Source organism: Akkermansia sp. NBRC 115031 (genome assembly GCF_030268505.1).
Classification (GTDB): domain Bacteria; phylum Verrucomicrobiota; class Verrucomicrobiia; order Verrucomicrobiales; family Akkermansiaceae; genus Akkermansia; species Akkermansia massiliensis.
Genome location: NZ_BSQU01000007.1, coordinates 85,194 through 98,254, shown reverse-complemented (window position 1 = coordinate 98,254; position 13,061 = coordinate 85,194). Strand labels below are relative to the sequence as shown.

The window sequence follows — 13,061 nt, the reverse complement described above, 5'->3', positions numbered from 1 at the left end:
CTGAACCTGTGCTGGTAAAGAGCTACCTGTGGGATCCGACGGAGCCTACAGCCACGCGCGTCCTGATGATGACATGCTGGCAGGAAAACGGAATGAAAGTAAAAGAGCATCTCTACTTCATGCACGATGCCTTGAAGAATGTCACTTCCATCTTCGACGGTCAGCAGAAACAACAAGCCCGCTACGAGTATGCTCCCTTCGGAAGTCCTATTGCGGAAGAAGGGGACATGGCCCGGGAGAACAAGTTCAGGTTTTCCTGCGAGTTCTCGGACGACGAACTGGGACTTGTCTACTATAATTATCGGCACCTCAATCCCGCAGACGGCAGGTGGATTAACAGAGATCTCATTCAGGAACAGGGGGATGGGATTTGTGTGGGTTTATAAAAAATCATATTCGGACAAATATTAATTTTTTAGGAATGGTGAGTTCCTCTCCTTTAGATCCAGCTTTTATTTCTCCTCCCATACCAGATAGAGTTGGCCAGAGCAGAGGCATCAAACTTTCGTATTTTGCTTGTAAAAGAAAGTTAGATAAATTAGGAGATAAAGCTATTAAGGCACTTTTAGCAGGAAAAGTTACACATGTTCCTTCAGATTTTAAACCGAATTCAGAATGTGAAGAATCCTGCCAATGCCTCCGTAGTTTAATTATTATTATGCATGGAGAAGAACCCTGGATTAGAAAAATGATATAAATGTAAGAGCGCATTGGGGGGGGGGGAGGTTCTTAACTGAAAATACAAATAAGACAAAAATATTCTACATGTTTAAAAAAATTAATTTTTGTTCATCTTGCAAACTTGAAATACGAGCATGTTATTTGGACTCATCACCGTATTTAAAAAACCGGCTTGAACAGAATACAGAATGTGAAGGACTTTATACGAAGGTAAAGTTAAAGCATTTTTCCCATTACTTTAATTTAAATTCAAAAAAAATGAAAAAATTAATAAGATTTTTTATTTTCATCATCGCTGGGTTAATTATTCTTACTTGTACTAATTATGGATACACGGCATGGAGTATCCATCATTGGAAAAATGTACTGGAACAATCAAACTTTGAGCAATTAAAAAATGAATATGCAAAATACTATTACCAAGTTGAAGGACCACCTGCAGAACAGTTGATCATCTACCAACAAAAACAATTGCTCCCCAATATTTTTCATCATGATCTAGTTATCATGAAAAGCAGCCTCTCCGGCATAAAAATATATACCGGCGCTAGACTTAAATCTACTTCACGTGATACCATAAAGGAAAAATTAAAAATCTACCAGGAAGACGGATTTAAAGAAGGAGAAAATGTTTCCTCCGTTGGTGAAGTATTCTCATCCAGCCTTAAACTGGCAGGATTTAAAGAAGACGGACATTAAAACCATTTGATAAACTTTTTACTTTTGTGTTTATAAAAAACAGAAACTATATAATTTATCAGCATTTCGCCTGCCATCTGACCTGCTTCGTCTTGTAGAGCTTTTAGGTGACAGTGTCCGAGGATTCAATGAACACGTGGCATTGTGACAATATATGCATATGCTTCCCTTATCAGAGAACTCGTCTCTGTCTCCCACAATGACGATACGACGGCATGGGAGTTTACCTACAACCATCTGGGGCAGATGACCTCCGTTAGGGACACTTTGGTATCAGGGAATTCTCCAATGATGCTTACGGTAACATGGCCCAGGAAGCTTCCTTTGGGCTGAGCCGTAGCAATACTTCCCATCCCAGGCTCAACCTCGTAACCGCCATCGGTTACAGAAAGGGGGCGGACGGCGAACTGGCGGCCTGCCATGAATACCAATACGACGCCCTGATACGTCCCATCCAGTAGCGGGATTCCTGGGATACGGGGGCACCTGTCACAGTAAGGGATTTTACCTACAACAGCCGCAGCGAGCTGGTTGAAGACAGGATCAGCCTGGGAGGAAGCTTCAGCTACCGATACGACAACATCGGCAACCGCAAAACCGCCCGGGAACTGGAGGAAGCCTTCTCCTACGAATCCAACCAACTCAACCAGTATGCAGATATTGCCGGAGGAGGAGATTTTACCCCCGTCTACGATGCCGACGGCAACCAGACCCGCATCAGGGCCTCAACAGGCATCTGGGAAGTAAGCTACGACGCTAATGACCGCCCCGTCGTTTTCACCAGCCAGGATGGCCGGACTGCTATCACTTGTGGCTACGACTACTAGGGATGGCGCTTCGAGAAGAAGGTCACCGTCAATGGGGCAGTATCCGGCCATTGCTGGTACCTGTACCGGGACTATTTACAGGTAGCTGAGCTGGATTTGATACATCCTGAACCTGTGCTGATAAAGAGCTATTTGTGGGATCCGACGGAATCGGGAGCAACACGTATCCTGACGATGACATGCTGCAGGAAAACGGAATGAAAGTAAAAGAGCATCTCTGCTTCATGCACGATGCCTTGAAGAATGTCACTTCCATCTTCGACGAGCAGCAGAAGCAAAAAATACGCTACGGGTATGCTCCCTTCGGAAGTCTCATCACGGAAGATGGGGCTTTATCACGTCTTCACCGTCAGAAAATTTCAAAAGAATTTGATATTAAAGGAAGTATGGAAATAGAATATTGTTGAAAAAAGGTGATTCATCAGATAATATAATTTATAAAATTAAACTAATATCCAAGAAAAAGAAGGACTTCCCTATGATCATTATTACATCACCGCCCTCATTCTGAAGAACGGCCATACATTGTTTATTTTTGATCGGCGTCCTGTACTGACTGAAGATGAAATTCGTTATTGGTAATCTTGAAAAATCCCATAGAGACAATCTAAATAGATAAATTATTTTTTTGAAATTATTACGCCAAATGCTACAAATATTTTCAAAGATCTAAGTACTTCACCTTCAAGGAAGCATATTCAAGGCATACATAATCGCACAATTTGATTTTTTTTCCTCCAAGCCCTTAATCCTATTACAATACCTTGATTTTATTCTACATCTTCTTAATGGAATTATAGCAATTAATATGCTTGGAGAAAATAATATGTTAAAAAAATTACACAACAGGGAAAAATCGAATCTCGAAAAATCAAAAAATCTCCCATTCAACATCGGGTGCAATAAAAACAATTCCAAATGAATATATTAAGAGTTAGTTCATATTTTTCAAACGGAATTATTTCCTTTAGTCTTATGGAAATCGCTCTCTTTGTTTTACTTTTTCCGAATTTTTGATGAACAGCGGTAGCCTTTCATTGTTGCCATCCAAATTCTCTCGATGACTGATAAAAACGGCCTTACAAGATTACCCTATATAGTTCCGTTTCAGAATAAAAGGGGGGTTCCAGCATAAGGCTGTTCAAAAATGGAATAAGCCTCCATAGTCTCTCAAAGCAGAAATCATGATGAGGCATTATTTTTGATCTTCTTTCTTTTCTTTCGCATCCAGCGCTTCAAAGCGGGCCAGAACCCAGCAAAGATCGGAAAGGCGGTTCAGAAAGAGGGCCGTGTTCACGTTGCTCAAGGCATTGTCCAGCCTCAGTGCCACTACCCGGCGTTCCGCGCGGCGGCAGACGGACCGGGCCAGGTCCAGATAGGCGGAACCCAGTGACCCCTCCTTGCCGGGGCGTGCCCACCCCTTGAAGCGGATGTCGCATTCCTTCTCCAGCAGATGGGCCTGTTCCTCCAACCATGCTACGTCCTCCGCCGTAATGCGGGCATAACCCTTGGCGTCATACTTGGGCAAATCCTCCTCCAGCGTAGCCAGTTCTCCCATGGCCCCCACCAGGCGCGCCTGAACGCCGTCCAGCATTTCCACCGTCCGGGGGCTTACTCCGGAATGGCGCACTACTCCAATCAGGGAATTCAATTCATCCACCGTTCCATAAGCTTCAATGCGCGGGGCCGTCTTGGGGCTCCGTTTGCCGAACATCAGGTCCGTTTCTCCGCTGTCTCCACGCTTGGTGATCACGCTCATACCCTGTACCCTACCATGCCTGCGCGGCCCTGCACGCAAAAAAGAAGGCATCCCACCTCGCCAACGGCGCAAATTCGATGTTCCGGACAGCCGTCCATCCGCTGGCCCTGTTCCCAGTACCCAATCACCCGGGGATTTTGTCCATTGTGGTTAAAATATCTTGTGCCATTCCTTTCCAGGGCAGGAACTGCGCCATGACACGTCAACCGTTTGAAACTTTTTCCGATGGCTGTACAACCCCTGCATGACCCGGACCAGAGATGAATTGGCAGCGGAAACCGCACCGCCCGTCAAAGTGCCTCTCTGGACGCGGGGCTACGTCCTGGCCTGCTGCGCCAACCTGATGATGGGGCTGGCCTTCTTCGAACTGGTGCCCGTTCTCCCGCTGTACCTGACGGGGCAGTTGCAGGTTTCCTCCGGCTGGCTGGGCTGGATCATGTCCATTTACGTGCTGGCCGCCATCATTTCCCGCCCCTGGTTCGCGCACCGGGTGGATACCGGGGACCGCAAGAAGATTTACATCACGGTTTATATCCTGCTGGCCCTGTCCTTTTCAGGGTATGCCGTGGCCGCCACCGCCCTGGCGTTTTTCCTGACGCGCTTCGTGCAGGGCTTGATCTGGGGCGGCATGACCACCTCCGGTCCGACGATGGCCGTGGATATCATCCCCCCTTCCCGCCGCGGGGAGGGCCTGGGCTTTTTCGGCATGACGATGACGCTGGGCATGTGCCTGGGACCCGTCATCGGCCTCCAGGTATACCAGCAGTACGGTTTTTACGTGATTACGTGGAGCTCCCTGGTCCTGTGCCTGGCTGGGGCGGGCATCGCCTCCCTCATCCGCGCCCCCAGGCGCCCCGTTCAGGAGTCCGTGCATGAAACGCCCAAAAAGGTGCTGGACCGCCTGGTGCTGCGCGTGGGCATTCCACTGGCGGTGAATGTGATGATCGCCTCTTTCTCCTACGGCGTTGTGGCCGTGTATTCCGCCCTGTACGGGAAAATGTACGGTTTCAAGTATGCCGGGCTGTTTTATGCGCTGATGGGGCTGGGCATGCTGGTCTCCCGGTTCATGGTGGGCCGGCAGATCGACCGCGGGCGCGTGGCGGAACTTTCCGTCATCTCGCTGGGCATCCTGACTGTCAGCTTCGGCGCGCTGGCGTTTGCGCCGCTGGAATGGGTCTATTATACCTCCGCCATCCTCATCGGCTTCGGCTTCGGCATCTTCATCCCCACCTTCCAGACCATGAAGCTGAACATGGCGGACCGCGGCCACCGGGGCGCCGTCAATTCCACGTTTTTCACGGCTTTTGACATCGGGGTGGGCACGGGCATGTTTTTCGGGGGCAAGATTTACGCTTACCTGAACCTGAACTGGGCCTTCGGCGCAGGCGCGCTACTGAATCTGCTGGCGATCGTGTACTTCTACCGCATTTCCCTGGACCACTACCGGAAGAACAAGCTTGGCGTGGATTCGGATTGATTTCTCTTCTGCTATTCCCGTTCCGGAGCGGAAAAAACGTCAATCACGCGCCGGGCGGAAGGCCTCACGCGCAGCAGGCGGGGATTCCAGGCCAGGGAAATACTGCGGGACAGCCTGTCCAGCGCAGGATGGGTGACCTTGACGAATCCCCCGCCCAGCTCCGCCTCCGCCATGCAGGGGAGAACCGCCATGAACGCCCCGCTTTTCAGCATGCGCGCCGCAAAGGGAAAGGACTGCGTTTCACACTGCACCCGCAGCCTGATGCCGAATTCCGCGCAATTCCGTTTCAGCGAGGCATGGAAGCCGGAACCGCTCCCCAGCGTAGCCAGGGGGAACATGCCCAGCAGGCGTGAAAAATCCTCCTCCCTTCCCCGCACCTTTTTTCCGGCCAGGGCCGCGGGCACGTACAGCGCATAATCCATGGAGCAGATGGCCCGGCTTTCCAGCCCTTCCGCCGCCAGCGCGCTGGTGCGCACGATGCCGAAGTCCACATCCATGTTCTGAAGCTTGAGGGGAATTTCACTGTTGCGGATGTTCTCCAGTGCAAAGAGCCACGGCAGGCCGCGCTGCTGGATGTCCGCAAGCACGGGAGCAACCACCCACGCGTGGAGGCTGTCTCCGGCGCCGATGGTGAACCGGTAGGGCAGGTTCCGGCTCCGGCTTTTGAAATCGTCCAGCAGGCACAGGCTTTCGCTGGCCAGGCGCACCAGTTCCCATCCGGACCTGGTAAGCGCCAGCACTTTCCCGCGGCGGGCCGCCAGCTCCACGCCGAAGAATTCCTCCAGTTCCTTGATCTGGCGGGAATACAGGCTTTGCCGTGCGCTGTCCCCGCGCGCGGCGGCGGCAATGCTCCCCGCCTTGGCCACTTCTATCAGGGTTTTCAGGCGGTCCAGGGACAGCCCCCGTTCTGCGAAAAGGTGCTCAAACATAACTTTAAAGTCATATTATATGAATACTTGCATAATGCAAGAGTCAGTAAATGCGCTATGGTAACGGAGTCACAGGGCGCAGCGCCGCTTTCCGCGGCCCCCGCCCTTCAACCAAAAGAAAATAAAACCATGATCACCATCGACGGAAAATACACGGAAGCCCGCGTGTTCACGGATGAACTGGAAGACCTGGCCCGCACCCAGATCAGGGACGTCTGCAACCACCCCGCCTTTGAAGGAAGCCGGGTGCGCATCATGCCGGACGTGCATGCCGGAGCCGGCTGCGTCATCGGCTTCACCGCTGAACTGAAAACGGACAAGGTGATTCCCAACCTGATCGGCGTGGACATCGGCTGCGGAGTGCTTACGGCCAGGCTGGCCGGTCTGCCGGATTTCTCCCGGTTTGACGAACGCCTGCGCGAACGCGTCCCGTTCGGCTGGAACACCCGTTCCGCCGTCCACCAGGCCCTGCTGGATGATCCGGAACTGGATGATGAAATCTCCCGCATCTGCGTGGATGTGCTGAGAACGGAGAAAGACAGGCACCGCCGTTCCGTGGGGTCCCTGGGCGGCGGCAACCACTTCATTGAAATAGCACAGGGAACGGAAGACGCCTTTCTGTGCATCCACTCCGGTTCCCGCAACTTCGGCTTGAAGATTGCGGAGCGCTACCAGAAGATCGCCGTGGCCACTTGCCCGGACGCCTACCTCAAGGAACGCAAGAAAGGCCTCTGCTACCTGCAGGGAGAAGATACGCTGAACTACATGCGGGACATGAAGGTGGCCCAGCGCTTCGCCGCCCTGAACCGCCGCGTGATGCTGCATGAGCTGCTGGACGATGCCGCGGACCTGGAAATCTTCGACACCGTGCACAACTACATTGCGGAAGACAACGTCATCCGCAAGGGGGCCGTCCGGGCCGGACTTGGAGAAAAGCTCATCGTTCCCCTGAACATGCGGGACGGCTCCGTCATCTGCATTGGCAGGGGAAACGAGGAATTCAATTCCTCCTCCCCGCACGGCGCAGGCCGCAGCATGTCCCGCAAAAAGGCCAAAGCCAACCTTTCCCTGGAGGAATTCGAAGCTTCCATGCAGGGCATTTTCTCCACCTGCGTCTCCCGCGCTACGCTGGATGAAGCGCCGATGGCCTACAAGGATGGAGAAAGCGTGCTGGGCAACATCCATGAAACGGCGGAAATCGTGGAACGCATCAGGCCCGTGTACAACTTCAAGGCGCCCGAATAACAGGACGCCCCAACGCCCGGCCCCTTCCGGAAAAGATTTTCCGGAAGGGGCTTTCGCTAATCTCCGGAACCAGGTCAGGAGCGCGTGGCGGAATAAATCAGCTTATAGGGTTCCGCAGTCTGAATCGGAATGGCGTACACCTTGGAGGTATCATTCCATTCCACGCCGGAAACGTCAAACTTCTGGCGGTCATAATAACCCACCACCTTTCCGTTGGTCACTACGCAGAAAGCGGCCGCATTCTCCCCATTCCGCACGATAATCATGCTGTCCTTTTTGGAGGCGCTCACGGACGGGCTGAGCTTCGCGTTCTGCTTGTATTTGGTCCAATACCCGTTGAGCTGGGAACCATGCAGGTTCTGTCCCCACAAATCGACCGTTTTCCCATGCTGGTGCAGGAAGGCGATGCGGAATTTCGGCTTGGGATACCGCCTGGCGGCGATCCGGGCCTTGGAGGCGCGGGCCATTTCCTCCGTCATCTTGAAGCTGTATTCCCCATACTGGTTCCCTTTGTGGTCAATCGGGACGAACCAATTGAAAATTTCAAAGTCATCAGTAAAGTCCGTCCTGCTGACATTGCAGATGCGTTCATACAGGGCCAGATGGGCCTCGGAAACCTCATACGCCTGCCTGGAAAGCGGCTTGCGGCGCAATGATTCAAACAGCGCAGGGTAAAATTCCGGGTTGATGCCCAGCTTATGGAAATACAGGTAGAAGGAATATTGGGCAAAACCCCACTTGGCCCAGCCGTTCAGATCATGGAACGGCAGGCCCTTTACCGCCTCTGACAGCAGGTACTTGCACGGGTTTTCCATGTCGGAGGCCAGTTCATTGCCGTTAATGGGGTTGGTCACCTGGTCCAGGATCAACTGGGCGAAGAAGTTATTGGAGCTTTCAGACATGCTGCGCCAGTTGAACGGATGCTGGTAGCAGTGGCCGACTTCATGCCCGAATCCCCAGAGGCGGTTCCCCTGAAGAACGCCGGGGGCGAGCACTTCATTTTTCAGCGTATTTCCCTGATCCCCGACGCTGTAGCCGCAGTAATACCAGGTGGCGAACATATGGGCTCCGCCTTCTACGGAAACTCCAAGCTGCCGATTGTTATGCGGCTGGGGATATTTGTCAAAGCCCATGATTTTCCACATGGCCCTGACGCTCTCATCCCATACCCTGACGGATTTCGTGATGGAATCCGGGCTGTAAGCCTTCAGATATTCCGTGTGAAGGATCATCATGGAATACCGCCCCACGATGTCGAACATGCTGTGGGGGGCCTTGCCGATCATCCGCTTCCAGTCCTTGTCCGTGTGCCTCGTCACGTCAAAATATCCGTTCACCGTCCCGCTGCCCACGGGGATGTGCACCTTCACAGGCTTCTTGGGCGTGCTGATATCGGTGTGGTACATCACATAAAGCAATCCCGAACGGTTGATTTTGATTTTGTTTACTCCTTCATTCAGGGGATAGGTGGAAGATTCGATTCCCGCCGGGGAAACGGAAGCCAGACCAATATCCTCTCCATGAGTGGGACCCACGAATACAAGGATTTCATCTCCTTTCTCCGCAGCAATTCCGGTGGGATTGTCAAATTTGTTCAGGGCGTTGATATTTCTCACCTTGGCGGCAAACTCCGGATGGCTGTAAGCCTTATAGGACGCAATGCGGAATTCCTTGTCTTCATAGGCGCCGGATTTCACTTTCCGCGCAATGAGCTGCAAAAACTCCGGCAGCGCCTTGAGGTCTGCCAGGGTGCACCTGGGATTGATGGAGGAACAGCTCGTGTCTCTGAACACTTTCAGCAATTGCCGGTTGAGCGTGGATTCCGCCTTTTTGTAAAAACTGATCTCCCGTACGGTAAACGCCGGGGAAGCTCCTTCAGGGTAATCAACCTCCACCTTGATTTTTTGAACTTTCTGAAGAGGGTTTTTAAACCTGATCATCTTGGAGCCGCCTATATCAAACTTTCCAAGGTTCTTCCACGACGAGCCGGACATGGCGGACACGGAAACTTCATTGAAATTGGCTCCGGAAAAGGTGATGTAATGAATGGTGTCCGGCACTTCAAATACAAATTCCCCCTCCACATGCCGCGCTCCAGGAACATGCCAGTTGGCGGATTCCAGAGAACCGTCCACAGCCTGCTTTACGGAATGGCCTCCTGAGTAGGGGGACTGAGGGGAAGAAGCCTCCCTTACTTGAAGCGGGATGTCCTCCGGAACGTCCAGTGAAGGATATTTTTCCGCAAGGGACAAATTCGCGGCAAACATTAAAAAAATGAAAAATAAAAAAAACGGAGATAAAATCGGCTTTCTTTTCATAAATGGTACTGGGCCCTGATGATACTATACATGATTTCCAGCGTGCGTTTTTCATGTTATCCCTGTGATGGCGCAAAATCCCCTGATGTAAGGACGGGATTTTTCCTCTGCTCCACGGTCCAATTCTTTCATGGACCCCCACGGAACATTATGCCATGTTATCCTTCATGAACGGAAGACGGTCCCGTCATCAATCAGGAAGCAAGCCGGGCAAATGGATTGCCGTCCTGGCCGTTCCCCTCTTTCTCCTGGGCACGGGACTGTTCTCCTTTTTGTGGAACGTTCCGTTGAATACGCTGAGAGCCGCTTATTCCGCCACAGCGCCTCCCGCAATTCTTATCAGGAAAGCTTCTTCCCCGGAAAATCATCCCATGGCCCTGGACTCCTCCTTCCTGGCCGGCATCCAGCCCTTCCTGGAACATTATGCGGGGTCCGTCAGCAATGCCGGGCGCCTTGACTTCACCACCCATGACCCGCAGGAAGTGGAAATACGGATGGACGGGCTCTCCATCGGCCTGAGCCCTTCCCTGGCGGTTTTCAATTTCCACACCAGGTACGGGTTCAGCATGCAGACGAGCAGAAAACCGGACGCTGCCGACCGGGCGGTTTACCAGTGGCTGAAAAACATGATGCAACCGGAAGAGCCGGAGGAATCGGGGGGACGTTGACACAGGCATCGAACGGAACAGGCTCGGCGTTGTCTAATCCTTCATCTTTCCGGAAAAGCTGTGGAACGGCAGGTTCTTCAGCCAAGGGAGCAACTGCACCCGCACCGGAAGACGACCCCATACAGCGTTTATGAAACGTATTTACCACGGACCATGGACCCTGGCCGGACTGGCATGCGCCATTCTGGCCGCAGTAGCCATGCTTTCCCTGTTCTCCTGCGGAGAAAACGGACAGGCAGGCAACAAAAACAGACATCATATGGACAACAAGGATTTAAAAACGATTTATCTGGCAGGAGGCTGTTTCTGGGGAGTGGAAAAGTACTTCTCCCTGATTCACGGAGTCAAGGAAACGGAAGTGGGGTATGCCAACGGTTCCACTGCCTCCCCCACGTATGAGGAAGTCTGCAGCGGACGCACGGGCCACGCGGAAACGGTAAAAGTGGTATTTGATCCGGAAGAACTCAGCCTCCCGTTCCTGCTGGAACAATACTATTCCATCATTGATCCCGTTTCCGTCAACAAGCAGGGAAACGACAGGGGAGTTCAATACCGCACGGGCATTTATTATACGGATGAGAAGGACAAGCCGATTATAGAAGCCTCCCTGAAACGGCTCCAGCAGCACTTCAAGCAGCCCGTGGCGATTGAAGTTCAACCCCTGCGTCAATTTTCACGGGCGGAAAAATACCACCAGCGCTATCTGGACAACAACCCCGGCGGCTACTGCCATATTCCGCCCGGCAAGTTCCAGGAGGCGGCCCAGGCCAGGGAAGCCGCACCCGTCTACCGGAAAAAACCGGATGACGAGCTGCGCCGCAGCCTGACGCCCGAGCAATTTGCAGTTACGCGGAACAATGCGACGGAACCTCCCTTCCGCAACGAATATTTCAATAACGACAAGCCCGGCATTTATGTGGACGTTACGACGGGGGAACCCCTGTTTCTTTCCACGGACAAGTTTGATTCCGGCTGCGGCTGGCCCAGCTTCTCCCGGCCCATCAAGGAAGAACTGATTCAGGAAAAACAGGATCTTTCCCACGGCATGCGCCGTACGGAAGTCCGCAGCAAAACGGGGGACGCCCATCTGGGGCACGTCTTCACGGACGGCCCGAAGGACCGCGGCGGCCTGCGCTACTGCATCAACAGCGCTTCCCTGAAATTCATTCCTGAACAGGATATGGAAGCGCAGGGGTATGGAAAATACCTGCCCCAGCTTCGCCGGGAGGCAGCGGACAGAAAATCCGCGGAAAAGTAGCTTATGGAAAAAACGGAAGGTGAACCTCACCTATCCATCAATCCGTTAAAAATCAGGAGGACGAAGTGTGGCCGGATAAAGAACCGGCTCTCGGCTCCATGCAAGATTCCATGCGCACTTATGCCGTAAGACGGGAGACAGGAAACAAAGATGCTGAATGCGGCGTCCCATGCATAAGAGATTCCGGAAAGGGATAAAAGTAGTACTCCGGAAGAAGATTCATGAGGGCTCCTTCCCGGGCCGCAGGCAGTCAATCAATTCCGGTACGCCTGCGTTTGAAAAAAGACACCCTCCATCCATGCCGCTGCCGATGAATGGAGAGTGGGCAATCGGCAGCAGGCCATGGAGGATTTGGGTTGTTGGGGCAATACGACTTGCAGCAAATGCCGTTTATCTTCATGCCGTTCATTGAAATAGCGACGGCCAGGCGCGTTTTGTGTTAAAAAAATGAGTTTTTTATTTTCAACGCTTTCATCCATCTATTGAAATCGTCCCGATTCTTTGACCATGAACATATCATAAAAATAAAAACCATTTTCTGCCAGCGCCGGATTCCCCTCACCTGCCACAGGAGGGAGGCAAGGAGCTCTTCTCCGCCAACGGTATCCGGCTTCTCCTCCGCGTCACTGCACGATCGTGACGGGAGTACCTACTTTAACGGTCTTGAAAAGCGGCACACAGGAGGAGCGGGTCATGCGGATGCATCCATGTGACTGGGGCGTCTGGAAAACGGGTCCCACGTGCATGCCGATGCCGCTGTCCGTCAGCCGCATGAAATAGGGCATGGAGGCATCATATAAGTTGGAGACGTGGTGCACCGCCTTTTCCGTAATGCGGAAATGGCCCACGGGCGTGCGGTGGGAAGCGGTCCCCAGACAGACGGGAAAATCCATGGCTACTTCATCCCCCACCATCAGCTGGCCCCTCTGGCTTCCGCGGCTGATCACCACCCGCGTATTGCCGGGAGTGGCTTTTTTCATAATGTCCTGGTTCATCCACTCGTCATGCACCTCCGTATAATCCACCCCGGCCACCACCACTCTCGTATTCGGCCCGTAAGAAGTCATGGGCATGGTCGTAGGCACGGTCAGGGGCACCATGCGCAAATTCTCTTCCTGCGGCCCTGAACAGGCTGCCAGCGCCAGCGCTCCCGCTGCCGCTCCTGCAATAATTGATAAGGTTTTTTTCGCGTTCATCATC

General features: G+C 52.6%; 14 protein-coding genes. 8 read left to right on the top strand and 6 right to left on the bottom strand.

Annotated elements, in window-relative coordinates; translation table 11 throughout:
- Window positions 1-65 precede the first annotated feature (65 nt).
- Window positions 66-386, top strand: coding sequence for an RHS repeat-associated core domain-containing protein (locus QSJ36_RS10295; RefSeq protein WP_215443414.1), 321 nt, complete (start codon window positions 66-68; stop codon window positions 384-386).
- 4 nt (window positions 387-390) lie between these two features.
- Here QSJ36_RS10295 and QSJ36_RS10290 read toward each other — a convergent pair whose 3' ends face one another.
- Complete coding sequence (locus QSJ36_RS10290) at window positions 391-711, bottom strand: hypothetical protein (RefSeq protein ID WP_146017803.1); 321 nt, start codon at window positions 709-711, stop codon at window positions 391-393.
- 54 nt (window positions 712-765) lie between these two features.
- On the opposite strand from QSJ36_RS10290, the gene QSJ36_RS10285 reads away from it, so the two are divergent.
- The 3 genes from QSJ36_RS10285 (at window position 766) to QSJ36_RS10275 (ending at window position 2,614) form a co-directional block, all read left to right on the top strand.
- On the top strand, window positions 766-1,380 hold the full coding sequence (locus tag QSJ36_RS10285) for a hypothetical protein (RefSeq protein WP_285468624.1): 615 nt from the start codon (window positions 766-768) through the stop codon (window positions 1,378-1,380).
- A 305-nt stretch (window positions 1,381-1,685) separates the two neighbouring features.
- Complete coding sequence (locus tag QSJ36_RS10280) at window positions 1,686-1,841, top strand: hypothetical protein (RefSeq protein WP_285468623.1); 156 nt, start codon at window positions 1,686-1,688, stop codon at window positions 1,839-1,841.
- 545 nt (window positions 1,842-2,386) lie between these two features.
- A complete protein-coding gene (locus tag QSJ36_RS10275; RefSeq protein WP_285468622.1) occupies window positions 2,387-2,614 on the top strand; it encodes a hypothetical protein in 228 nt (75 codons plus the stop codon).
- A 788-nt stretch (window positions 2,615-3,402) separates the two neighbouring features.
- On the opposite strand, the gene QSJ36_RS10270 is transcribed toward QSJ36_RS10275, so the two are convergent.
- Entirely contained in the window at window positions 3,403-3,966 is a 564-nt protein-coding gene (locus QSJ36_RS10270) for a cob(I)yrinic acid a,c-diamide adenosyltransferase (protein ID WP_180971631.1), read from the bottom strand.
- 244 nt (window positions 3,967-4,210) lie between these two features.
- Here QSJ36_RS10270 and QSJ36_RS10265 point away from each other — a divergent pair, with 244 nt between their 5' ends.
- On the top strand, window positions 4,211-5,443 hold the full coding sequence (locus QSJ36_RS10265) for an MFS transporter (RefSeq protein ID WP_102722237.1): 1,233 nt from the start codon (window positions 4,211-4,213) through the stop codon (window positions 5,441-5,443).
- A gap of 11 nt (window positions 5,444-5,454) precedes the next feature.
- On the opposite strand, the gene QSJ36_RS10260 is transcribed toward QSJ36_RS10265, so the two are convergent.
- Window positions 5,455-6,372: a LysR family transcriptional regulator gene (locus QSJ36_RS10260; protein WP_102722236.1), complete on the bottom strand. Its 918-nt coding sequence runs from the start codon at window positions 6,370-6,372 to the stop codon at window positions 5,455-5,457.
- 129 nt (window positions 6,373-6,501) lie between these two features.
- Between QSJ36_RS10260 and QSJ36_RS10255 the strand changes: the two genes are divergently transcribed.
- Window positions 6,502-7,617 (top strand): RtcB family protein, encoded by a 1,116-nt coding sequence (locus tag QSJ36_RS10255; protein WP_102722273.1) that lies wholly within the window; start codon window positions 6,502-6,504, stop codon window positions 7,615-7,617.
- A gap of 74 nt (window positions 7,618-7,691) precedes the next feature.
- Here the strand turns inward: QSJ36_RS10255 and QSJ36_RS10250 are convergent, their stop codons facing one another.
- Entirely contained in the window at window positions 7,692-9,869 is a 2,178-nt protein-coding gene (locus tag QSJ36_RS10250; protein ID WP_285468621.1) for a M60 family metallopeptidase, read from the bottom strand.
- A gap of 233 nt (window positions 9,870-10,102) precedes the next feature.
- Here QSJ36_RS10250 and QSJ36_RS10245 point away from each other — a divergent pair, with 233 nt between their 5' ends.
- Entirely contained in the window at window positions 10,103-10,603 is a 501-nt protein-coding gene (locus tag QSJ36_RS10245; RefSeq protein ID WP_146019992.1) for a hypothetical protein, read from the top strand.
- A gap of 259 nt (window positions 10,604-10,862) precedes the next feature.
- Window positions 10,863-11,861, top strand: coding sequence for a peptide-methionine (R)-S-oxide reductase MsrB (gene msrB / locus QSJ36_RS10240; RefSeq protein WP_343123155.1), 999 nt, complete (start codon window positions 10,863-10,865; stop codon window positions 11,859-11,861).
- A 254-nt stretch (window positions 11,862-12,115) separates the two neighbouring features.
- On the opposite strand, the gene QSJ36_RS10235 is transcribed toward msrB, so the two are convergent.
- Together QSJ36_RS10235 and QSJ36_RS10230 are read right to left on the bottom strand one after the other, a co-directional pair.
- Window positions 12,116-12,340 carry a hypothetical protein gene (locus tag QSJ36_RS10235; RefSeq protein WP_215443429.1) on the bottom strand — a complete coding sequence of 75 codons (225 nt, stop codon included), beginning with the start codon at window positions 12,338-12,340 and terminating at the stop codon, window positions 12,116-12,118.
- Window positions 12,341-12,484: 144 nt separating this feature from the next.
- Window positions 12,485-13,060, bottom strand: a complete 576-nt coding sequence (locus QSJ36_RS10230) for a L,D-transpeptidase (protein ID WP_022396798.1) — start codon at window positions 13,058-13,060, stop codon at window positions 12,485-12,487.
- Window position 13,061 lies beyond the last annotated feature (1 nt).